At 40.1% G+C, this 23,558-nt stretch carries 22 protein-coding genes and 1 other annotated feature; of the genes, 3 read left to right on the top strand and 19 right to left on the bottom strand.

Going from position 1 to position 23,558, the window contains the following annotated elements; translation table 11 throughout:
• Nucleotides 1–207 precede the first annotated feature (207 nt).
• The gene (locus NSS65_RS05660; RefSeq protein ID WP_024425034.1) at nucleotides 208–381 is read left to right on the top strand and encodes a hypothetical protein; all 174 of its coding nucleotides are present in this window, start codon (nucleotides 208–210) and stop codon (nucleotides 379–381) included.
• Nucleotides 382–488: 107 nt separating this feature from the next.
• Here NSS65_RS05660 and pepF read toward each other — a convergent pair whose 3' ends face one another.
• The 4 genes from pepF to mecA all read right to left on the bottom strand — a co-directional run bounded on the left by pepF (nucleotide 489) and on the right by mecA (nucleotide 6,126).
• Nucleotides 489–2,315: an oligoendopeptidase F gene (pepF, locus tag NSS65_RS05655; protein ID WP_309300292.1), complete on the bottom strand. Its 1,827-nt coding sequence runs from the start codon at nucleotides 2,313–2,315 to the stop codon at nucleotides 489–491.
• 214 nt (nucleotides 2,316–2,529) lie between these two features.
• The gene (locus tag NSS65_RS05650) at nucleotides 2,530–3,690 is read right to left on the bottom strand and encodes a competence protein CoiA family protein (protein WP_254001642.1); all 1,161 of its coding nucleotides are present in this window, start codon (nucleotides 3,688–3,690) and stop codon (nucleotides 2,530–2,532) included.
• A gap of 162 nt (nucleotides 3,691–3,852) precedes the next feature.
• Nucleotides 3,853–5,373, bottom strand: a complete 1,521-nt coding sequence (gene cls, locus NSS65_RS05645; protein WP_034282056.1) for a cardiolipin synthase — start codon at nucleotides 5,371–5,373, stop codon at nucleotides 3,853–3,855.
• Between the two features lie 87 nt (nucleotides 5,374–5,460).
• Nucleotides 5,461–6,126 (bottom strand): adaptor protein MecA, encoded by a 666-nt coding sequence (gene mecA, locus NSS65_RS05640; protein WP_024425038.1) that lies wholly within the window; start codon nucleotides 6,124–6,126, stop codon nucleotides 5,461–5,463.
• Between the two features lie 264 nt (nucleotides 6,127–6,390).
• Here mecA and NSS65_RS05635 point away from each other — a divergent pair, with 264 nt between their 5' ends.
• On the top strand, nucleotides 6,391–7,056 hold the full coding sequence (locus NSS65_RS05635) for a TerC family protein (protein WP_061109674.1): 666 nt from the start codon (nucleotides 6,391–6,393) through the stop codon (nucleotides 7,054–7,056).
• Nucleotides 7,057–7,095: 39 nt separating this feature from the next.
• On the opposite strand, the gene spxA is transcribed toward NSS65_RS05635, so the two are convergent.
• From spxA to NSS65_RS05590, 9 genes are all read right to left on the bottom strand, one after another.
• Nucleotides 7,096–7,491: a transcriptional regulator SpxA gene (gene spxA, locus NSS65_RS05630; RefSeq protein ID WP_003211421.1), complete on the bottom strand. Its 396-nt coding sequence runs from the start codon at nucleotides 7,489–7,491 to the stop codon at nucleotides 7,096–7,098.
• Nucleotides 7,492–7,684: 193 nt separating this feature from the next.
• The gene (locus tag NSS65_RS05625) at nucleotides 7,685–8,263 is read right to left on the bottom strand and encodes a GNAT family N-acetyltransferase (RefSeq protein ID WP_251218724.1); all 579 of its coding nucleotides are present in this window, start codon (nucleotides 8,261–8,263) and stop codon (nucleotides 7,685–7,687) included.
• A 137-nt stretch (nucleotides 8,264–8,400) separates the two neighbouring features.
• Entirely contained in the window at nucleotides 8,401–8,688 is a 288-nt protein-coding gene (locus NSS65_RS05620; RefSeq protein ID WP_111927229.1) for a hypothetical protein, read from the bottom strand.
• Nucleotides 8,689–8,705: 17 nt separating this feature from the next.
• Nucleotides 8,706–9,191 (bottom strand): diadenosine tetraphosphate hydrolase, encoded by a 486-nt coding sequence (locus NSS65_RS05615; protein ID WP_326135032.1) that lies wholly within the window; start codon nucleotides 9,189–9,191, stop codon nucleotides 8,706–8,708.
• A gap of 200 nt (nucleotides 9,192–9,391) precedes the next feature.
• Nucleotides 9,392–10,312, bottom strand: a complete 921-nt coding sequence (locus NSS65_RS05610; protein ID WP_024425041.1) for an ATP-binding cassette domain-containing protein — start codon at nucleotides 10,310–10,312, stop codon at nucleotides 9,392–9,394.
• 1 nt (nucleotide 10,313) lies between these two features.
• On the bottom strand, nucleotides 10,314–11,402 hold the full coding sequence (locus NSS65_RS05605; protein WP_087975602.1) for an ABC transporter ATP-binding protein: 1,089 nt from the start codon (nucleotides 11,400–11,402) through the stop codon (nucleotides 10,314–10,316).
• 3 nt (nucleotides 11,403–11,405) lie between these two features.
• A complete protein-coding gene (locus tag NSS65_RS05600) occupies nucleotides 11,406–12,323 on the bottom strand; it encodes an ABC transporter permease (RefSeq protein WP_024425043.1) in 918 nt (305 codons plus the stop codon).
• Between the two features lie 3 nt (nucleotides 12,324–12,326).
• Nucleotides 12,327–13,271 (bottom strand): ABC transporter permease, encoded by a 945-nt coding sequence (locus tag NSS65_RS05595; RefSeq protein ID WP_024425044.1) that lies wholly within the window; start codon nucleotides 13,269–13,271, stop codon nucleotides 12,327–12,329.
• A gap of 116 nt (nucleotides 13,272–13,387) precedes the next feature.
• Nucleotides 13,388–15,025 carry a peptide ABC transporter substrate-binding protein gene (locus NSS65_RS05590; RefSeq protein WP_034282068.1) on the bottom strand — a complete coding sequence of 546 codons (1,638 nt, stop codon included), beginning with the start codon at nucleotides 15,023–15,025 and terminating at the stop codon, nucleotides 13,388–13,390.
• Nucleotides 15,026–15,507: 482 nt separating this feature from the next.
• Nucleotides 15,508–15,728 (top strand) — a binding site (T-box leader).
• A 53-nt stretch (nucleotides 15,729–15,781) separates the two neighbouring features.
• On the opposite strand from NSS65_RS05590, the gene trpS reads away from it, so the two are divergent.
• Nucleotides 15,782–16,777 (top strand): tryptophan--tRNA ligase, encoded by a 996-nt coding sequence (trpS, locus tag NSS65_RS05585; protein ID WP_144496571.1) that lies wholly within the window; start codon nucleotides 15,782–15,784, stop codon nucleotides 16,775–16,777.
• Between the two features lie 34 nt (nucleotides 16,778–16,811).
• On the opposite strand, the gene NSS65_RS05580 is transcribed toward trpS, so the two are convergent.
• The 6 genes from NSS65_RS05580 to NSS65_RS05555 all read right to left on the bottom strand — a co-directional run bounded on the left by NSS65_RS05580 (nucleotide 16,812) and on the right by NSS65_RS05555 (nucleotide 23,541).
• Nucleotides 16,812–17,564, bottom strand: a complete 753-nt coding sequence (locus NSS65_RS05580; RefSeq protein ID WP_024426484.1) for a YjbA family protein — start codon at nucleotides 17,562–17,564, stop codon at nucleotides 16,812–16,814.
• A gap of 145 nt (nucleotides 17,565–17,709) precedes the next feature.
• A complete protein-coding gene (opp4C, locus tag NSS65_RS05575; RefSeq protein WP_111927227.1) occupies nucleotides 17,710–18,609 on the bottom strand; it encodes an oligopeptide ABC transporter permease in 900 nt (299 codons plus the stop codon).
• 33 nt (nucleotides 18,610–18,642) lie between these two features.
• On the bottom strand, nucleotides 18,643–19,593 hold the full coding sequence (locus tag NSS65_RS05570) for an ABC transporter permease (RefSeq protein WP_111927225.1): 951 nt from the start codon (nucleotides 19,591–19,593) through the stop codon (nucleotides 18,643–18,645).
• Nucleotides 19,594–19,821: 228 nt separating this feature from the next.
• Nucleotides 19,822–21,456 carry a peptide-binding protein gene (locus tag NSS65_RS05565; protein WP_046310550.1) on the bottom strand — a complete coding sequence of 545 codons (1,635 nt, stop codon included), beginning with the start codon at nucleotides 21,454–21,456 and terminating at the stop codon, nucleotides 19,822–19,824.
• An 85-nt stretch (nucleotides 21,457–21,541) separates the two neighbouring features.
• The gene (locus NSS65_RS05560; RefSeq protein ID WP_252050343.1) at nucleotides 21,542–22,564 is read right to left on the bottom strand and encodes a dipeptide ABC transporter ATP-binding protein; all 1,023 of its coding nucleotides are present in this window, start codon (nucleotides 22,562–22,564) and stop codon (nucleotides 21,542–21,544) included.
• The gene (locus NSS65_RS05555) at nucleotides 22,561–23,541 is read right to left on the bottom strand and encodes an ABC transporter ATP-binding protein (RefSeq protein WP_034282076.1); all 981 of its coding nucleotides are present in this window, start codon (nucleotides 23,539–23,541) and stop codon (nucleotides 22,561–22,563) included. Before NSS65_RS05555 ends, NSS65_RS05560 begins: the two co-directional genes overlap by 4 nt.
• Nucleotides 23,542–23,558 lie beyond the last annotated feature (17 nt).

Here is a 23,558-nt window from a genome sequence, read left to right as displayed (position 1 = left end):
TCTTAACGACAACAAAGGGGATGGGAGAAATTTTTCACGGTCAAACAAAGGGGTAATGTTTGTATGTGATTAATTTCACATCTGTAGTATATCAAATTTTGTCGACTTATGACAACAGATATACTATATGTTCATATTTTTGTCACAAAACATAAGAGGGTTGTCACTTTCATATAGTAAAAGTAACAAAAAAATGGGGGGATCTGCATGCGCAGCACAACTATTGGACTTGTTGCCATTGGCTTATGTTTCTTTTTAAATATATTAGGCTTAATGAAGATGCTTCCTCTTTATTTGACGTCTCCACTCTTATTTGCTTCAATTCTTTTTACGCTTTATCGAATGAATCACCGTAAGACCTTTAGAGGTTTTAAAGGTTGATGATTGACATGGAACGGCCTCGACATCTGAAGAGGTCTTTTTTTATGAGAAAAAAACTCCTGTCAAAAGATGAGATAGCACTCACACGTCTGACAGAAGTCTTTTCATTACTCACCTGTTTTGGAGATGAGCTCTTCCATTTCTTTTAGTTTTTCTTCGAACAATTGACATGCTGCTTCGATTGGTTCTTTAGAAGCCATATCAACCCCTGCTTTTTTCAGCACATTGATTGGATAATCAGAGCTTCCTGCTTTAAGGAAATCGGTATAGCGCTCTACCGCTGGTTTTCCTTCTTGTAAGATTTGCTTGCTTAATGCCTGCGCCGCACTATAGCCTGTCGCGTATTGATACACATAATAGTTGTAATAAAAATGAGGGATTCTCGTCCACTCTAATCCAATTTCCTTATCAACCACCATGCCGTCACCAAAGTACTTCTTGTTCAGGTCGTAATAAAGGTTTGTCATAAATTCTGGCGTTAAAGCCTCTCCTTCTTGTGCTTTCACATGAATAAGATGCTCAAACTCAGCAAACATCGTTTGTCTGAATACCGTTCCTCTAAATCCTTCTAACAAGTGGTTTAACACATACAAACGCTGCTTTTTATCGTCTAAATGATTGAGCAGGTATTCGCCTAGTAACGCTTCATTTGTAGTGGAAGCCACTTCAGCTACAAAGATACTATAGTTTCCATACGGATATGGCTGGTGCTTTCTTGTATAGTAGCTGTGTACAGAATGCCCAAATTCATGAGCCAGAGTAAACAAATTATCAATATTATTTTGCCAGTTCATGAGGATATATGGATTTGTACCATAGCTCCCAGATGAATAAGCACCGCTTCGTTTCCCTTTATTCTCATAAACGTCTACCCAGCGATTGTCGAGTCCTTCTTTTAACACGGACACATATTCTTCTCCTAATGGCGCTAACCCTTTCAGCATATAATCCTTTGCTTCATCATAGGTGAGCTTCATGCCAGCATCTTTCACAAGTGGTGTATACAAGTCGTAATTGTGCACTTCATCAAGCTTTAATACCTTTTTACGCAATTCAATATAGCGGTGTAATAACGGTAAATATTGATGAACTGTATCAATTAGATTGTCATACACTTCTTCCGGGATGCTGTTTCGTGATAATGCTGCTTCTCTTGCGGATTTGTAATTTCGCACTTTTGCATAAAAATTATCCTTTTTAATCGAACCGCTCAGTGTAGAAGCAAGTGTATTCTTATACTGATCATACGTTTTATACACAGCTTTAAAGGCATTTCTTCTCACTTCACGATCATCACTATTTAAAAATGTGATGAAGTTGCCGTGGGTAATCTTCTTTTCCTCCCCATTCTCATCCTTTACAGAAGGGAACGAAATATCGGCGTTGTTAAACATACTAAAGGTAGTAGATGAAGATGAAAGTGGTTCAGATGCCTCAGCTAATAAAGCTTCTTGCTCTTCACTTAAAATATGTGGACGCTCTTTATTAATTTCTTCGAGAGCATGTGAATACAGTTTTAATTCTTCTTTTTCTAGTATGAATTGCTGCAATTTATCTTCTTGGATCGATAAAATCTCTGGAACAATATAAGCAGATGTACTAGACAGCTGTGTAAATAGATTCGATGCCTTATCATTTAACGCCTGAAATGATGAGTTCGTTGTATCTTCATCATATTTCATGTGCGCATATGTATAAAGCTTGCCAAGCTTTTCAGAAAGTTGATCCTGAAAGGTGAGGGCTTCATACAGAACATCAGCAGAATGGGCCAGCTTTCCTTTAAACTGGGCCAGCTTCGGAATTTCTTTTTTGACCGCTTCGAATTCCTTGTTCCATGCATCGACGCTTTCAAAAATATCTTCAAGACGCCATTTGTTTTCTTCTTTTACTTCGCTTCTGTCTGGTAAATGATTGTTTTTGTTTTGTGAAGTCATATGAATCCCCCTTGCATGAGTTGTGTTAAACCAACCTTTCGGAAAGTGAAAGAAATTGGTGTTGTATTTATCTTCTTTGTTTTGAACTATATTTGTCAAATCATATGCAGAAATAAATACCAAACAGACTAAAAAAATGAGGAAAAAGCGTTTCTTTTGATTCAATAGCAACACCACCTTTTTCTTATCATGATCAAAGTGGTCATGAAACATGCTAATGAAATAAGAAAGCATCTCGTTTTAACACTTCATCTAGTGTTCGTATAGGCATTTGATTCGACGATACTTCATAATTACCCTCTTTCGTCATATGTAAAAACCCTTGTCTTACAAGCGCATTTACATATGCAGTGACCACCTCTTTTATTTCTTCTCTTGAAACATCGCCATATCGGAGTTTCACTTCTTTCATTTGCACACAGCGATTGATTTCCATCATCAGCTGTTGAATCGTCACTCTTCCGCTTCCTTTTTTCCGCATCATCCAATCATAGAGACACCCTTGCCAAACATACACGGGACTTGTAAAGATATACGCTTCTTGCACCGGAATAAATAATTCAGTTGGCAAAAAAGGGAATGCCGTATGATGATGCTCATAAAAAATATTTCTCAAACGTTTGCTTTCATTTGATAAACTGCGAGGAGGACGCTGCCTAAATTGCTGTATACATTTAATCCATTGTTGGTTTACTTGACGCTTACTGGAAGGCAGAGATAGAAGTGCCGGAATATCACGGTATGCTGAAGGTGGTCTGACAGTCATGGCCGCACATATTTTCGTTGGTTGAAACACGAGGAATTGATCAAGATGGATGAACCTTTTCTGGATCGGGCAGAAAAAAATCAAGCGCCTTTCCTCTGATTCCCTTAAAATTCCCCAATGAATGGAGGAGAAAGAAAAAAGCTGGGCAGATTTTCGGTTTAAACGATTTGCCCCTATCATCCATATGGGAAAGAGCCCTGCCTCGCGGAGACCTGCTGTTCTTCTGCGAAGCTCTTGCCGGGAAATATTTGCACATTGAAATTCAATTGCATAGTTTTCATTTTCTATAGAGACGGTCACATCAGGACGCTGATGAATATTTGACATATACTTTTCCAGCGCCGGTTTATGTCCAAGCCCCTTCAGCCAATTCATAATGGCTTCCTTTCCCGCCTGATGATAAGCCGTTTCGCCTGAAGCTAGCGGACATGCTGTCAGCTGTTTATGCGCAAAATGATAGACACGATGCTCCCCTAGCTTTAATTGCACCTCCTCCCTGCACTCAGTACAATAAAATTTGCACGTCGTTCTTACATGCTCCAGACGGCTTTTCGATAGATGATGTGTCATTCGGATAAGCTTACCGTTATCCATAATTGCTGCGTTCATTCAGTTCGCCCCTCGCTCTTTGATAACCGTATTATAGCTTGTTCGTCTATAAGGAAGCGAAAAGGCAAAATGAATTTTTACCGTGTCAAAAGATAATTTTAATAATCATTTCTTCGGTAAAATCAAAAATCCCCCTTATAGAAAAGGGGGAAAATACAATCTTTATAAAAGTGGTGATAATAATCTTGCTGTTGATTCAAACAGTCTGACCCCCAAGGGTCTCTTTGCAAACTCTTCTGGAACAATTTCATGTGACTGCTCTAAATCACCTAAGAAATCATTGACGAGCTTCTCGGTGCTTTTTGTTTTATAGAGGAAGGCATTCACTTCAAAGTTCAAATGAAAGCTTCTCATATCCATGTTTGCCGTTCCTATCGAAGCCAGCTCGCTATCCACAATAATAAATTTACTATGCATAAAGCCTTGATCATACTCGTATACCTTTGCTCCTGCGTCAAGAAGCTCCGGGAAGTATGAACGAGATGCATGGAAAACAATCCGTTTATCTGGATTCTTTGGAGCAATAATCCGTACATCTACTCCGCTCAATGCGGCAATTTTCAATGCGGACAAAATATCATCATCCGGCACAAAATACGGTGAAGCGATCCAGATGGACTTTTTGGCGGAGATGATCATGGAGAAAAAAAGATTTTTAATGACCTCCCACTGCTTGTCAGGCCCGCCAGCAATCATTTGTACGCCTTCTGTTGTACTCTCAAGGTGGCTGAAATCTTTGAAATAGTCCACACCAGAGCATCTTTCATTCGTCATATAGTACCAATCCTGCATGAAAATCTGCTGGAGGTCACGAACAGCTTCGCCCTTAATCATCAAATGAGTATCACGCCAGAATCCATATTGTCTGCTTCTGCCCATGTATTCGTCTCCAATGTTAAGCCCGCCGACAAATCCCACTTCCCCATCAATTACGACAATTTTTCTATGATTTCGGAAGTTGATTTTATTATTTAAAAGGGGGAGCCTTACTGGTAAAAACGGAACGATCTGAACGCCAGCCTTTTCTAGGTCAGCAATATATTGACGGGAGAGCTTTAAGCTTCCTACATCGTCATATAAAAAGCGGACAATCACGCCATTTTTCGCTTTTTCAATAAGAATGTCCTTTAATTCTTGGCCAAGGTCGTCGTGGCGGAGAATGTAATATTCTAAATGAATGTGATGAGTTGCTTTTTTAATCTCTTCAAAAATATGAGAGAATGTTTCTTCACCATTGGTTAAGACTTTAGAGGACGTGCGATATGTAATAGGAGTATGTCCGAGTCTGTGGGCCAGCTTAAATAAGAGCTGCTGATGATCACCCATATGCGTCATTTTTTCAATCGCTTCTCTATGGATACGTTCATCTTCCTGAATTAACTTCTCGTCCAATACCGCCTTCTTTTCAAACAGCCGGCGCTTTTTGATATTGCGTCCAAAGAAAATGTAGAACAAAAAGCCGAATAACGGAAAGCTGCCAAGCAGGACAAGCCATGTAATCGTTTGAGACGGATTCCGGTTCTCCAAGAAAATAACAAATCCGATGAAAATAATCGATAAAGTAAATAGAACACTCACAGAACTTAATACACTTACCGCTAAATCACCGACAATCAATTGGATGATTAAATAAGCACCTACCGTAATGATTAGAAAAAATAGAACTTTGACTACATTTCTCATTTCATTTTTCTCCTTGCCGATCTCTTTATTTACCTATTCATTCAGATAAAAAAGCCGATTCCTCTATAGAAATCGACTTTTTGTTAGTTACGAGAAGTGCTGTTGAATCGTTTCAAGGGCATTCCCTTCGATAATCAGCTGACCGTATTCTTTCAGTCTGTAGATGCTGACCACTGATTCGTGAGCATATTCAAGCAAAATGCTGAGCTTATTCTCCACTTGCTCATCTGACAAATCCTCGTGGAAGTCAACATATAGATAATAACGGTTTTCAAACGAATATAAACTTGTGGTAAAATCCTGCATATTTAATTGAGAAAGTGCAATCAAATCTTCAAAGTCATCCATTTTCAATACGAATTGAAGTTGAAGTTTTTTGTCCTTCTCATTATGGTCTTCTTGATCTTGCTCTTCTTTATGAAAATCATCAAGCAGTGCGTCTAAGCTTTCTTCATCTGTTTGATCTTTTTTATCTTCTGGAATCGGCAATTCGAGCTTTTGTCCATCTTTAGAAAGTTGGGCTTTTGTCACGACAATTTCAAGACCTTTGTCAAGTGCCTGTACTTGAATCCAAAGCGGTCCCTCTACTGCAAATTCTTCTTCTTCGTGCACTTCGTCCATTACTTCCCAAAACAGCTCTTCACTGCGCTCACGATTGTACCAGATCTCTTCACGGTCAAATCCGCGATCTTCAATATCACCGTAGGAAATATAAAATTTGACTGTATGTTCATTTATTCTTTCGATTTCCATTTTGCCAACCTTCCCTTCTATATAAGATGTTGAAGGGACATACAAGCTCCCAATTAATAGTACTTTACTACACTTTACCCGTTCCGTCTACATGTTAACCGTTTAAAGAATTGAGGTATTGCTTCGTACTGTCTATTTTATGATAAAACATGAATAAAAGAAATAAAAACGCATTTTTTGCAGAGAAAACTTGCAGAAACATATATTTGAATTGTCCTCATATATTGGTTGTACGAGCTCTATTTGGGACATGAGGTGAAATAGATGGAAACAGAGTGGATCGTATCCTTACTGATGATTATTGGCATAGACCTGATTTTAGGCGGAGATAATGCGCTCATCATTGCGATGGCCAGTCGAAGCTTATCACATGAGAAACGCAATAAAGCCATTTGGATCGGCACACTTTTGGCCGTGCTGATGAGAATTACAATGACTGGTGCCGCAGTTTATTTATTGACTATCCCTTATTTGCAGTTTATTGGCGGTCTTTTTCTCCTTTATATAGGATACAATCTGTTAATTGAACAAAAGAAGGAATCCATTCGGATTAAGAGCAGCGGCTCCCTTTGGCGTGCGGTTCAAACCATTGTGATTGCTGACCTCTTTATGTCACTTGATAATGTCATCGCAGTTGCAGGTGCAGCAAAAGGCAACATGCTTCTGACCGCTTTTGGTCTCATGATTTCTGTACCGATTATTATTTGGGGAAGCAAGCTGATTCATGCAGCTTTAACTAAATTTCCGTTTCTTTTATACGGAGGAAGTGCTCTCTTGGCCTTTACAGGGGGTGAAATGATTGTACGTGATGTGAAATTGGCTGAATTTATGGCACAGCATGCCACGCTTGAATTGATGCTTCCGTTTTTAACCGTCATAGTGGTCATATTAGCGAGCCTCTTTTACGAACAAACGGCTGAAAATAAATAAAAAAAGCTGCCAAATGATCGGCAGCTTTTTATGTTTTTATTAGTTAGCAAGTCGCTGAGCTTCTCTTAGTTGGAATGTACGAACCGTTCTTGGTAAGAAACGTCTAATTTCATCTTCATTGTACCCAACTTGTAATCTTTTTTCATCCAAGATAATTGGACGACGCAAAAGACCTGGATGCTCATTGATTAGTTTATACAATTGTTGAAGCGGCATTGTCTCAACATTGACATTTAGTTTTTGGAATACTTTTGAACGTGTTGAGATAATTTCGTCTGTACCGTCTTCTGTCATTCGAAGAATTTCTTTGATTTCATCGATTGAAAGAGGCTCAGAAAAAATGTTTCTCTCTTGATATGGGATATTGTGCTCTTCTAACCACGCTCTTGCTTTTCTACATGATGTACAGCTTGGTGATGTGTATAATGTTACCATAAATCTTCACTCCTCAATTTGTAGAATGAATATTGATCTGTATTCTTAAATTAAAATTGTTCTAAATAAGTAATCTTTATAGTGATTATACTATAAAAAAGTAAGTGTGAACAGATTTTCTTGCAATTTTTGTGACAAAAACTAGACAATTTCATTCATTTTGTGGTGCTGCTGGATGTCAGAACATTCTCATTTAGTCGAGATGATCGAAAATATTTTTTTGCTTTCTATTTTCAATGATCTTCAATACATCATCAACATCCTCATACGATTGTCCATACCATTCTTCATCTTTATACGTATGGATTCGTTCATAGGTCTTCCTCATGGCTTCCATGATCTCTTCCTCATGATTTGTAAGAGGCGACCAATAAAGAATTTCCATGCGGTTCACTTCATTTGTTGCAAGTGACTTGCGTTTATAACCGATTGATTCTGCATGCTTGAAGTGCTCTCTTTGGTAAAACTTTAGGCGTTTTGCAGTATCTGCATCATCTTCATCTACAGGCTCAACCTCAAGCAAGATCGGTTTCTTTTTTTCCTTCAGCTTATGAATAAGCTTTGACCCGAGGCCTTCACCTCTTGCATCTTTGGAAACAAATAAATAATCAATAAAGATGAAAGAATCAAATTCGGCGTACATCATCACATGATGAGGTCCTTCTTCCTTATGATAAATATCACTTCTTTCCTTTAATAAAGCTTCCATATGCTCTTTTGACTTCATTTCTTCTATCGGGAAGTATTCACTGAGCTTTTCATACCAATTCATGGATCTGCTCCTTATGCTTTAGTTAAGAACCACTTCCTTAGATATTCCCGATTTCCTGCTATTTAAACGCCTGTACTAGTAAGACGCAGCAAAGTCTTAAGTAGTTTCACTTTTTTTCAATTAACGCAAAAAAAGTTTTATAACGAACGATTCATGACGAGTTGAATACAGACAAACAGGATAATTGTCATCGCAATTTGAAGCATAATGAAATAAAGATATTTTACGCGCCATGCTTCTTGCTTCTGACCGCTTGTCTTTCGGTTAAGCATATATTCCATTGAAAAAGACACAATCCCAATGAGTACCATAAACGCGAGCATCCACTTTCCTCCGTTTGGTTTCCTGAAAAAAGACGTTGAAAAAAGCATGAATACAATGAGAACATGAAGCAATGAATAACGAAAGGTTTTCCATCTCAACATCCTATTTTTCCCTCCTTTTATTTGTTTAATTCTTTGGTCAGAATGTTGATGGCTTCCTTAACTTCTAAAATATTTTCTTTAGTGTTCATTTCATTTCTAGCGTGAAGTAATACTGGTCGGACTGATTCAACTGAACGCCCGAAGTTATACATCCATTCATATCTTGGTACCATCCAAGTATGAAAATGATGGGTTGTATCTTCGTTGTAAAAATAATAGACATGTTCTATCCCTAAAGCGGTTCTTTGTGCTTTTCTTATCTTTGCTAAAACGTCTATGTAGTCTAATCTTTCCGAATTAGTTAAATCATCTAAACATTTGATGTGTCTTTTTGAAGCTAAAATTATTAGCCCTCTGATTGGATAAGCGACATCTTGATGGGCGTGAAAGTACTCTGTTTCAATAACCACACCACCTTCTGGTTCAACTAATCCATTCGTTAAAGCACAACTAAGACACTCGACTTCAACTGTTTCTCCATTTGATAATGTTATTTTTTTCAATTGTCCTCCCCCAAACGAAATAGTATACAATTTGAACTTTCATTACTTAAGCGTATCATATTTTTCCTTATTTTGAATTAAACTCCTCATTATCACTTCACCTATGATTGAGTTTATTTCTTTTTGATGAGTGACACTTTCCAATATATGAAACCAGACCCAAATAAAAGAAGCACTGACTTAGCAGTGCTTCTTCCTTCTTATGATTGTTTCGCCTGTAGCTCTTTGAATTCTTCCTCTGTGCAGCTCACAAAGTGACCTGGCTTCACTTCACGGAACTCGGTGTTTGTTCCTTTGTGAACAGATGGATCATACTTGATTCGTTTGCGGTTACGCTCATAATCAGGATCTGGAAGCGGAATCGCAGACAGCAATGATTTTGTATATGGATGAAGCGGGTTTTCGTATAATTCATTCGCTGGTGCCAGCTCAACCAATTTTCCAAAATACATCACACCGATACGATCGCTGATGTATTTTACCATGGACAAGTCATGGGCAATGAATAAGTACGTTAAACCTTTTTCCTCTTGAAGCTCTTTCAATAAATTGACGACCTGCGCTTGGATCGACACGTCTAATGCAGAGATTGGTTCATCGGCGATGATGAAATCCGGCTCTACTGCTAATGCACGGGCAATTCCGATACGCTGCCTTTGACCGCCTGAGAATTCATGCGGGTATCTGTTCGCGTGCTCTTTGTTCAAGCCAACAGTTTCAAGTAATTGGTACACACGCTCTTTACGCGCCTGTTTTGTTTTTGCAAGGCCATGAATGTCGATGCCCTCTGCAATGATATCAAGCACTGTCATTCTAGGGTTGAGTGAAGCATATGGATCTTGGAAGATCATCTGCATTTGACGGTTGAACTCAAGCATTTTTTGTCTTGATTTCTTCCCGTGTACATTTTCTCCCTTATAAAGAACTTCACCATCTGTCGCATCATAAAGTCTAATGATCGAACGGCCCGTAGTGGATTTACCACAACCAGACTCACCTACAAGACCAAGCGTTTCACCTTTGTAAATATCAAATGAAACCCCATCAACTGCTTTCACAGTTCCTCTTGCTGTATGGAAATGCTGCTTCAAATTTTTGATTTCTAACAGTTTTTCTGCCATGCTATTCACCCTCTTTTACTAATACAGGTTTTTCGTAGCTACCTTCTAGTTCACGCATTCTCGCCTTTACAGAAGCAGGCGGTTCAACTTTAGGTGCATTCGGATGAAGTAGCCATGATTTCACATAATGCGTATCTGATACTTTGAACATTGGCGGTTCTTGTTCAAAGTCAATTTTCATTGCATAATCGCTGCGGAGTGCAAATGCATCTCCTTTCGGCGGGTTTGTCAGATCTGGCGGTGTTCCTGGAATGGCAGTCAGCTTTCCTTCATCTCCGCCATCTGTGTCAAGACTCGGCATGGATGCTAAAAGTCCCCATGTATACGGATGCTTAGGATTGTAGAAAATTTCATCGACAGTCCCTGTCTCCACAATCTGTCCTGCATACATAACAGCTACACGATCAGCGACGTTGGCAACAACACCTAGATCATGCGTAATAAAGATAATCGAAGTGTCAACCTTTTGCTGAATTTCTTTCATTAATTCTAAAATTTGTGCTTGAATTGTTACATCAAGTGCAGTCGTCGGCTCATCGGCAATCAGCAGCTTTGGATCTGCTGCAAGCGCCATGGCGATGACAACCCTTTGTCTCATCCCGCCACTAAATTCGTGCGGATATTGTTTAATTCTTTTTTCAGGCATTGGAATTCCAACGAGCTCCAATAGTTCAATGGCTCTTTTTTCAGCCGCTTCTTTTGAAATTTGTTCATGCTTGAACAGCACTTCTGTAATTTGTTTCCCGACTTTCATCGTTGGATTCAAAGACGTCATCGGATCTTGGAAGATCATTGAGATATCTTTTCCTCGAATGGTTTGCATTTGTTTTTCAGTTTTCTTGACAATATCTTGGCCATCAAACAGGATCTGTCCGCGCTTGAAATAACCTGGCGGCATCGGAATTAATCTCATGATCGCTTGTGATGTCACACTTTTACCAGAGCCAGATTCACCTACAATAGCAAGTGTCTCGCCTTTATTTAAGTGGAAGTTCACACCACGAATGGCTTGAACCTCTCCACCATATGTTTTAAATGAGATTGCAAGGTCTTTCACCTCTAGAATACGTTCACGTTCCATCCTAATCACTCCTTATTTACGCAACTTCGGATCTAAAGCGTCTCTTAGTCCGTCTCCAACCACGTTAAAACCAAACATTGTAATACAGATAAATGCGGCTGGGAACCATAATCTCCAAGGGTAATACGTCATGGCTGGAATTCCGTCAGACGCCATTGTTCCCCAGCTCGCTAACGGAGCCGGTACACCAAGCCCTAGGTAGCTTAGGAATGCCTCTGTGAAGATAGCAGAAGGAATCGTTAATGTCATCGTCACAAGGATTGGTCCCATTGAGTTTGGAATTAAGTGTTTAAATAAAAGTCTAGATGTTTTCGCACCTAATGTTTGTGCTGCAAGAACGTATTCTTGACTCTTTAATTGTAAAACCTGTCCCCGAACAATACGTGCCATGTTAATCCAGCCTACGACTGTCATGGCGAGGATAATCGTTAATAATCCTTTTGGCAGAACAACCATCATTAAGATAACCATTAATAGTGTTGGAATTGCCCATAAAACGTCTGCGATACGCATCATCACTTCATCTGTACGGCCGCCTTTGAATGCAGCAATACTTCCCCAGATAATACCGATAATCACGTCAAGCACCGCTGCAGCAAGCCCGATAAAGATCGAAATTCTTGCCCCGACCCATGTACGGACAAACATGTCACGTCCTAAATCATCTGTACCAAACCAGTGTTCTTTTGAAGGCGGCTGGTCAGCATTCAGCAAATCAGTCGTAGAGTAATCGTATTTAGAAAACATCGGAACAAAGATGGCCAGCATCACGATAATAAAAATGATTGTAAGTCCAACCATTGCAAGTTTATTGGCACGGAAGCGAAGCATGGCATCCTTCCATAAAGATAGACTAGGTTTAGAAATTTTTTCAGATTCTGCTGCGTCAGCTGTCGCAGGCACAAATAAATCTTTTCTCATCTCTTCCATGTGTTAGACCCCTTTCTTCGCCTTCGTCAGTTTAATTCTAGGATCGATAATACCGTAGAGGACGTCAACGACTAGAATACTGATTAATAGAATAATACTGTAGAAGACTGTGACACCCATGATGACGGTGTAATCACGGTTTGTAATGCTTGTGACAAAGTGAGAGCCTAAGCCAGGAATACCAAAAATCTTCTCAACGACAAAACTACCTGTTAAAACTGAAGCAGCCATTGGTCCCATGTATGTGATAACAGGTAACAATGCGTTTCGGATGGCGTGTTTGATCGTCACAGCAGATTTTGTTAACCCTTTCGCTCTAGCCGTTCTAATGTAGTCACTATTTAGTACTTCAAGCATACTTGACCGTGCAAGTCTAGCGATAAATGCCATTGGCATGAAGGAAAGTGCAATAGAAGGTAGTACGGTGCTTGCCCAAGACTCCCATCCTGCAACTGGGAAGATCGCTATAATACTTGCCTCAGATGCAAATACATATTGTAGTAGCGCCGCTAAAATGAAACTTGGAACTGAAATTCCAAAGATCGTTAAAATGGCAATCGTATAGTCTTGCCACTTGTTATGATAGAGCGCTGCAAGGACCCCAAACAATACACCAAATGCTAATGCGAGGAGAATTGCCTCAATTCCGAGGGTAAAGGAAACGGGGAATCCAGAACTGATTAAGTCATTTACGGTTTGTCCTTTATATTTAAATGAGGGACCAAAATCTAATGTTGCAACTGAACCTAGGTAGTTTACATATTGAACAAATAAGGGCTTGTCCAATCCGTAGTGCTCGTTTAGGTTTGCTTCAATTTCAGCAGGAAGTTTCTTCTCACCAGAGAATGGACCACCAGGTGCTGCCTGCATGAGAAAGAAAGTTGCAGTTACAATAACAAACAGTGTGATTAAAATATATATTAATCGCTTACCGATATATTTAAGCAACGGAATTGCACCTCCATGATTTTACAACAATTTCTCTAATCAGCAAGAAAGGTATATGGAGAGACATCCTCCATATACCTTAAGATCCTTGCCGTAGATCTCTTACACTATTACTCTTACTTTTCGAAATGTGCCCATTTGTATTGAACATCACCTAGTCCAGATACAACTACACCTTTAAGTTTTGGATCTTGTACCCAAAGCTGAGTGTAGAAGTAAATTGGTGCTATAGGCATATCGTTGATGATGATTTCTTCTGCTTTTTTCAGCATTTCTTCACGCTTCGTTTTATCTGTTTCTTTTGCAGAATCATTCAACAATTGTTTGTACTCTTTGCTTTCCCATCCAGTGTCGTTGTTTCCGCCGTCTTTATCTTTGTAAAGCTCAAGGAAGTTCACTGGATCGTTGAAGTCACCTAACCAGCCCATACGTCCGATTTGGTAGTCTCCGCTGTGGATTTTGTCGATGTATACGTTCCACTCAGAGTTATCAAGTTCAACTTTCACACCTAAATCTTTTTTCCACATTTCTTGAATTGCTTGTGCAATCTTTTGGTGGCCTTCATCTGTGTTGTAAGAAAGTTTCAATGTTGGAAGATCAGAAACAGACTTATAACCTAATTCTTTCGCACCTTTTTCAAGAAGCTTTTTAGCTGTATCTACATCGTGATCTTTGAAGTAGCCAGTTTTGTTATCTGTGAATCCTTCCATTGTTGGTGGAACGATTGCCATTGCTGGAACTTGTTCACCTTGCGTAATTTTGTCAACGATCGCTTGACGGTTGATTGAGTATGCAAGGGCCTTACGGATGTTTGCATTGTTTAAAGGTTTTACTTCTGTGTTGAATTTGTAGTTATAGATACCAGCGATCGTCTGGATTTTCAGACCGCCTTCTTTTTTCAATGTTTTTAAAGACTCAGTTGGAAGGCTTCCAGTTGGAGAACCAGCCCAGTCAAGCTCGCCTTTTTTGAACATGCTAAGCTCAGTGTTTGTATCTTTGATCATAGACATGTTGATTTTTTTCAATTTCACAGTATCTTTATCCCAGTATTCATTGTTCTTTTCAAGCGTGATAGAACCGCCATGTTTCCATTTAGAAAGAACGAATGGTCCGTTAGATACGTAGTTTTCACCAGCATTTGTGTACCAGTTTTTATTCTTTTCAGCCACTTTTTTGTTGACTGGCATATAAGTATAGAATGCAGTTAGTTCAGTAAAAAACGGTGTTGGGTTTTCTAGCTCAACTACAAGCGTTTTGTCGTCTTTAGCTTTAATGCCAACATCAGCAACTTTCGCTTTCCCTTTGTTCGCTGCTTCAGCACCTTTAATATAGTAAAGCTGGTAAGCATATTGAGATTCATTTTTAGGATCTAATGCCCATTTCCAAGCATATTCGAAATCTTCTGCTTTTACAGGGTCGCCATTAGACCATTTTGCATCACGAAGTGTGAATGTATAAGTTTTACCATCAGCACTTGTTTTGATATCAGAAGCCATTGCATTTTCTGGCTTTCCTTCAGCGTTAATTCTTGTTAACCCTTCAAAAGTCTGACGGATGACACTACCTGAAGTTGAATCATTTGCCAATCCCGGATGTAGAGAAAAAGGCTCAGTGGAGATATTCACATTTAATGTTGTTTTAGCCTCTCCAGAACTGCTCGTGCTGTCGCCTGATTTGTTTCCGCTGAAACCACAAGCGCTTAATACAAGTGTGAAAATAAGCATTAAAGTAACAACAGACCAACGCTTTTTCAACTGTATTCCCCCTTATAATATGTTTTTAGTTCAAAGGTCTCGATAGAAGATGAGATTCAGATTTAAGAAATAGCGTAAAAAAGTCCCTGAATAGCTTACTTTCTATTTCTTTTGTTTTTTCTGAATTTTCACTATGTAAAGAGCCTAGCACAAACGTGTGAACAAATTCATTATAATGAATAGAATAATTTATTGCAATATCAATTTCATATATTTTTTAAAAACGTAAATGGGGATAAAGAGGGATTTTTATAAACTAAAGTCTCAATCACTTCAACAAATTAAAGCGTAAATTGATTAAAATAATTTAACAAATTCAGCAGGAATAATGTTTTATACATATAATTAATCATCCTTTTTTAAAAAATTCTGACAGATATTTGTTATTTTATCTAAAATTTTAAGTGTCAATAGGCATGATGAGAAGGTCACATAAGGGCTTCGTGACTTTTTCATGGTCATCCTTTATAATAGATAGACATATTGTTGCGATGAAAAAGAAGAGTACATATATTCACCATTTACAGAGAATCTGCGGCCGGTGTGAGCAGATAATGGCATGTATGGAATGGGCTTTGGAGCAGCTAACCGAACACTTCTAAAAAAGTGAGTAGGCTTAGACGGAGCAGTCTCCGTTATCAACGTCTTGAGTGATTTCTATGTGAAATAACAAGGGTGGTACCACGGTTCATTCGTCCCTTTTCTGTTGAAAAGTGATGGGTGGGCCTTTTTATATTGAAGAAAAGAGGTTTTAGTATGACAAAGAAGACAATTTTTTCAGGCATTCAGCCGAGCGGTTCTGTCACGTTAGGGAACTATATTGGAGCAATGAAGCAATTTGTTGATTTGCAGCATGACTATCATGGCTATTTTTGTGTCGTGGATCAACATGCGATTACAGTGAGTCAGGACCGATTAGCTCTCCGCCAAAATATTAGAAGCTTAGCAGCTCTTTATTTAGCTGTTGGTCTTGATCCAGAGAAAGCGACATTGTTTATCCAATCAGAGGTACCTGCTCACGCCCAGGCAGGATGGATGCTTCAATGTGTTGCTTATATTGGGGAATTAGAAAGAATGACCCAATTTAAGGACAAATCCGCTGGTAAAGAAGCAGTTGTTTCAGGCCTATTAACGTATCCCCCATTAATGGCTGGCGATATCTTATTATATGGTACTGATTTAGTCCCTGTTGGAGAAGACCAAAAGCAGCATCTTGAATTGACTAGAACGCTCGCTGAACGCTTTAACCGAAAGTACAATGACATCTTCACTGTGCCTGAAGTGAAAATTCCAAAAGAAGGCGCACGAATTATGTCTTTAACAGATCCAACGAAAAAAATGAGCAAATCCGATCCGAACCAAAAATCTTTCATTACCTTATTAGATGAACCAAAGCAGCTTGAAAAGAAAATTAAAAGTGCTGTGACGGATTCAGAAGGCATCGTGAGGTATGACAAAGAGAACAAGCCTGGTATTGCCAACTTGCTGACGATTTATTCTGTATTAGGCAACATATCCATTGCAGAGCTGGAGCAAAAGTACGAAGGCAAAGGATATGGTGAGTTTAAAGGAGATCTTGCGAACGTTGTCATTGATGCTTTAAAACCAATTCAAGATCGATACTATGAACTCATTGAATCAGACGAGCTTGACCGCATTCTAGACGAAGGTGCTGAAAAAGCAAACCGCGCAGCAAACAAAATGCTGAAAAAAATGGAGAATGCGATGGGTCTTGGCAGAAAACGCAAATAAAAAAAGCTTGCAGCACTGCCGCTGCAAGCTTTTTCTAATTTACTTTTGATTCGTTTTCCATTTCCCAAAGCTTTTCGAAAAAAGGCTGCCCTTTAATCATTTTTTCACAGAAGGCTAAATGATTCTCTGACCACCCATCAATCGTTTCATTGTAAAGCATGTTCCAAATCTCTTCGAAAGACATTCGTTTGATTTGGTTGTACATGCGCGGGTTCCATTCCGTATACCAATACGCAATCTCCGCCCTGTTTTTGAGCCCTTTTAATTGATCGAGCGCCATAAACATCAGCTGTTTCAGCTGTCTTTCTTTTCTCGTTAATCCGCTGATATGCTGCGGCGGCAGTGATAGAATGTGATATTCTTTCGTCGATTCAAGGCTGTCCTTAGAAAATTCATATTCCTCTGCCTTCACATCTTTCACCATTTCATACACCAATTGCTCCTGCCTTGGAATCAAGCGGCTTTTTCTCACAGGTATGGAATACCCTATCGTATCTACAGCAATGATTCGAATTCCGTCGGTGACTACAAAGCAATACTCTAATTTACGGCGTTCATGATTTTTTCGAATATATGATTTCTCAAATACAGACTCTAGCAGCGTCTTCGGCAGCTCTGAAAGATCATTCTCTATGTAATCAAACAAAGGGCTCTGCACCTTAAGTAAAGGCACTTGATCTAACAGTTCAACACTGTCCTCCTTACGCCACTCATGAAAATGACACACATTGTAGCCATTCTCTTCCCCTTCAAACCAATTCACCCATACGTCATGAAGAAATAACATAACCAATCCCTCACTTTATAAAAACTGTTGTCCACAGTATGGGCAAGGGATAGAGAAATTATTCCAACTTTATCAAAACTTCAAGCTGAGAATGATGAGCTTCATGTCTTTCTTTCGTTCAGGAAACGCAGAGCCCTTTTAAACTTTACTTCAGCTTTTTAGGATCAAGCGCATCTCTCAGCCCATCTCCTAAAAAATTAAAGCATAAAACAGTCAGCAAAATGAATAAACCTGGGAAAAGCGGGTACCACCAAGCTTGCACCATAATGGAGAAATTTTGTGCGTCTTGCAGCATGTTGCCCCAGCTTGCCGTTGGCGGCTGAATACCAAAGCCAAGGTAGCTGAGCGTTGATTCAGCTAAAATGACGGAGCCTACTTTTAATGTAGCTGACACAATAATAGGACCGATACAGTTCGGTAAAATATGCGAAAAGATGATGACATGATTTTTCGTTCCAATGGTTCTCGCCGCGAGGACGAATTCTCTTGTTCGAAGTGATAAGAATTCACTGCGGATGAGTCTGGCCGTTGTTGTCCAGCCTGTCAAAGCAAAGATTAAAATCAATTTATCAATGCCCGGTTTGAAAATGGTGACGAGCGTAATCAATAGAAAAATGTCTGGAATCGACAACACGACATCTACAAACCTCATTAACAAAGAATCAACAAACCCTTTGAAATACCCCGCAACCGCACCAACGACAGTACCAATGGTGATTGCACCGAGCACTGAGACAAAACCGACCAATAAAGAGACCCGCGCGCCATATAGCACCCTTGAGAAAATATCGCGGCCAAACTTGTCAGTGCCCATAAAATGCTCGGCACTTGGCGGCTGGAGCCGCTTCAATAAATCTTGCTGTTCTGGTGTATATGGAGCGATCACTGGAGCGAAAATGGCTGAAAAGATAATGATCAATAAGATCACAGAGCCGGCAACCGCCAATTTATTTTTGAAAAATTTCTCGCAAAACAAACGCAGCATCGTCTCTGGCTTTGGCGGAAGGCCCTCCTTTAATTTGATATCAACAGGAGGTGTTCCCATATTAGGCTGTGCCAATTGTGCTTCAGCTCCCTTCTAATATTCAATACGCGGATCAACGATCGCATATAAAATATCCGCTATTAAATTTCCAACCACCACAAGCACTGCGGAAATAACGGTCATTGCCATAATGACCGGATAATCTCTCGAAAAGGCAGAATCAATGAACAGCTTTCCAAGTCCAGGCCAGGTGAAGATTTGTTCCACCACGACTGCGCCGCCAATAAAAGATGGTATCATTAATCCGAAAATCGTTATGACAGGCATAAGACCGTTTCTTAAACCATGCTTAAAAATGACTTTGTTTTCTCTAAAGCCTTTCGCTCTTGCTGTGCGAATGTAATCCTGCCTCATCACATCAAGCATGCTCGACCTTGTGTACCGGGTCAGCCCTGCCATATCAGCCGTTGCTAAAACAAAGGCTGGTAAAATGATGTGATGGAGCCGGTCAAACACATTAAAATCAGCATTCAAGGTAGAGACTCCGCCAGTTGGAAACCACCCTAAGTTCACGGATAAAACCATAATGAGGATGAGACCAAACCAAAAGTTTGGAATAGCCAGTCCGATAAAAGATGTAACCGTAATGCCATAGTCAAGCTTTGTATACGGACGTTTTGCTGAAAGAACACCAAATGGGATGGCGATCAGCAGGGCAACTATTGTAGAAAAGATCATGAGGATGAGGGTATTTGGCAGCCGGGCAAAAATCAAATCAGCCACGGGTGTTCCCTTTTTGACAATGGATGTGCCAAAGTCACCTTGTAGCATATTGCCAAGCCATTTCATATATTGCACATATTCAGGATCGTTCAAGCCGTACTTATCAATAAAGGCTTCCCGGTCTGCCGCACTAATAGTAGGATCCATCATGAGTGACATCGGATCGCCTGGTGCTGCTTTCATAATGGCAAAGGACAAGATGGTAATCCCTAATAAAATGGGAATGGAGAGCAATGTCCTTCTAATGATATATGTAACCATATGCACAACTCCTTTTTCATCGGATCGCCATTCTGTGAAAAAAAGGCCAAAATGATGTTATTTTAGCCTTTTGTCTTCTTTTCAGCGTGATCTGAAAACCCTTGAATTCTCGTGCTGATGCGGAGCGAACGAAGTGATCTTTTTAGCACCCGCGCAGAGAACTGACACCGAATGCAAGGGATTGTTCTCACGGTGAAAGGGGGAGAATCCCCCTTCTTCACTATCAGCCTACTGTTCAAGCCACCATTTTTCGATTTTGTAATACTCATCTTTCGGGTGGTAAGAGTAGCCTTGGAGATTAGATGGCATAGCGCGATGTGAATTGGCATAGTAAAGGAACGTATATGGCTGATCCTCTGCGATAAGTTTATAAATTTTTTCATATGCCTTTGAATAATCTTTTCGATCGCTTAAGTTTTTAGCATCGACTAACAGCTTATCGACCTCTTTATTTTTATACCAGATGTTATTTAAGCCTTTTTCAGACTGGCTTGAGTGGAATATGCTGAATTGATCAGGGAATGTCGCAAGGCTCCAGCCGAGCAGCAGCGCATCATAATCCCACTTAGGCGGTGTCGTCTGCTCAATGAGTGCACTGAATTCCACAATTTGCGGCTTTGCTTCCACACCGATTTCTTTGAGCTGCTGCTGGACAACGACAGCGATATCTTCACGAACTTTATTTCCTTGGTTGGTCTTTATGACAAAGGAGAATTTCTTGCCATCCTTATCAAGATAGCCGTCTCCATCTGTATCCTCCCAGCCCTCTTCTTTCAGCATCTTTTTCGCTTTTTCTTGATCAAATTCAAATACTGGCACACTTTCATCCTTTGGATAGTTCCAGGACAGCGGACTTTCTGGAATGTTGGCTACTTTGCCGTCTCCATCTAGCACTTGGTCAACAATCGTTTGACGATCAATAGCATGTGTCAGCGCTTGGCGGACCTTTTTACTTTTAAAGAGTTCATTTTTCTGGTTCCAGCCAATGTATGAATAATTGAGTCCTAGATCAGATTCGATTTTAATGTTGCTCACTTTTTCAGCTGTTTGCAGCTCGGAGCCTGGTACAGCAAAGAAATCAATATCTCCTGCTGACAGCTGGGCAATCGCTGCATTCTGATCAGGAATGGTTTTAATTGTGACAGTATCAAGGTAAGGACGTCCATCCCAATAATCGTCAAAGGCTTCTAGTTTGACGTAGTCTCCTTCTTTCCATTCTGCAAATTTAAATGGACCTGAACCGATTGGTTTTTTTCGGTTAAATTCGTTTTCACCGAGATCTTTTATAGGCACATCACCTAAAATATGCTTAGGTAAAATACCGTAGCTTCCTAGTGTGACATTATAAAAATACGGATCTTTTTTATTGAGCTTGAATTCGATCGAGTAGTCCCCTGTCTTTTTAACAGACTCTAAAACTTCAAAGCCTGATCCGCGCTCCCCGTTGTAGTCCTTATTGATTGGAATGCTGTATGTAAACACAACATCATCAGCAGTCAGTTCTTCACCATCATGAAACTTCACACCTTTTTTAATGGTGACATCAAACTGCTTGCCGTCATCAGATTCTTTAATATCCTCTGCCAGCGATAGCTGAGGGTTGAGCTTTCCGTCTGTTTGAAGTAAGAAGCTGTAGATTCTTTCCTCAATATCAGAGCTTGCCACATCTGTAGAATACAGCGAGTTAAATAATGTTGGCTCTGCAATTGAACCGATGACAAGATCGCCGCCTTGTACCGGTTTACCTGTGGATTTCTTTCCACTGTCTCCAGACGTTTTATTTCCACCAGAACAAGCAGCAAGGATTAATGTAAAGATCAGCAGTAAACTGACCAAAATGGACTTTCTATTTCTACCTTTCATAGACAATTCCCCCTATTCTTTTTTAAAAATAATGATCGAATCCTGTTTCATCCCCCCTCTCAAAGATGAGATCATACAAGCTTGATCAAGCGTTGTAGAGGTGGCAGGCAACAAAGTGGTTCGTTTTTAATTCCTGAAATGCTGGTACTTTTTCTTTACAGATTTCTTTCGCGTGCGGGCATCTTGTGTGAAATACGCAGCCTTTTGGCGGATTTGCAGGACTCGGCAGATCGCCTTGGAGCATAATGCGTTCTCTTTTCGTCTGCCCTTTTTTACGGGTGACAGGAACGGAAGAAAGCAGAGCCTGTGTATACGGATGGAGCGGGTCATCGTACAGACTATGCTTATCGGCAAGCTCCATCATTTTGCCGAGATACATGACGCCGACTCTATCGCTAATATGCCTGACCACACTTAAATCGTGAGAGATAAATAGATAGGTAAGGTCAAATTCCTCCTGAAGCTCCTCCATCAGATTAATAACCTGCGCCTGAATGGATACATCAAGTGCTGATACAGGCTCATCTGCGATGATCATGTCGGGATTCATGGCAAGCGCACGAGCGATGCCGATCCGCTGCCTCTGCCCGCCTGAAAATTCATGGGGATAGCGGTTCGCAAAGCTTGGATGAAGACCTACCTTTGATAAAAGCTGTTCCACTTTTTCATTTCTTTCTTTTAAGGAATATAAGTGATGTGTTTTGTAGGGTTCTTTGATGATGCTTCGAAGTGTTTTTCTAGGGTTGAGTGATGCAAAGGGATCTTGAAAAACCATTTGGATGTTTTTTCGTGTAGATTGTCTTAGCTTTGATTCTGATACGCGCGTGATGTCTTGCCCTTTAAAAAAAATTTGACCGTCTGTTGGTTCGTATAGGCGGATCATTGTCCGGCCTAGTGTGGATTTCCCGCATCCTGACTCCCCGACAATACCTAACGTTTCACCTTTATAAATCTTCAAGTCTATGCCGTCAACAGCTTTCACTGCACCGACTTTCTTTTGAAAGACGCCCGCTTTAATCGGAAAATGCTTTCGAATCTGTTTCAGTTCAAGGATCGTTTCTTTCTCTGGTAATTCCGTTATTTGTTTTTGATTTTGAGCAAGGGTCATGTGTGGTCTGCCTCCTCATATAAGAAACATCTGACGCTTCTGCCATTTTCAAATGTTCTCAGCTTAGGCAGTTCTCCCAGGCAGCGTTCCTTCACTTGCGGACATCTAGGAGCAAAGCGGCAGCCGGCTGGAAGCTGATCTGGCGCAGGAACATTCCCTTTGATGGCTGTTAACGGCTGTATGTCTCCGTCAATGACAGGAATCGATTCAAGCAGCCCTTCTGTGTAAGGATGAAGCGGCTGTTCAAACAACTCTTCAACAGTTCCATTTTCAACAACCTGTCCGCAGTACATGACAATCACTCGATCTGCAACTTCAGACACGACACCTAAATCATGTGTGATAAGAAGAATAGATGTACCAAAGGTAGAGCATAAATCTTTCATTAATGTGAGTACCTGTGCTTGAATGGTCACATCCAGGGCAGTTGTCGGTTCATCTGCAATGAGAAGCTTCGGGTCACAGCTTAACGCTATGGCAATCATCACTCTTTGCCGCATGCCGCCTGATAAACGATGCGGATAATCTTTCATGATTTGCTCCGGGCGGGAAAAACCAACAAGCTTCAGCAGATCAACCGCTTTTTTGACCGCTTCTTTTTTTGAAAGTTTTTTGTGATAGATGAGGATTTCTGTTATTTGTTCTCCGATGGTTAAGACGGGATTAAGTGAGGTCATGGGTTCCTGAAAGATCATAGATACATCATTACCGCGGATGCTGCATAATTCCTTTTCACTATATGTAACAAGGTCCTTTCCATCAAGTTTAATGGAACCGTCCATAATTTTCCCACCCGTTCCATGAATCAGACCCATAATGGATAAGGACGTAATGCTTTTGCCAGACCCAGACTCACCGACTAATGCGACAGTTTCTCCTCTGTTGATGCTGAAATCAACGCCATCCACAGCAGGTATCGGTTCCTTTTTTCGAAAAAAATATGTTTTTAAGTTTTGCACTTCAAGCAGCGTGCTCATTCATTCGCCCCTTTCTC

Source organism: Bacillus sp. FSL K6-1006 (genome assembly GCF_038593175.1).
GTDB lineage: Bacteria > Bacillota > Bacilli > Bacillales > Bacillaceae > Bacillus > Bacillus safensis.
The sequence above is the reverse complement of the archived record's forward strand: the minus strand, read 5'-3'. Positions and strand labels throughout refer to the sequence as shown.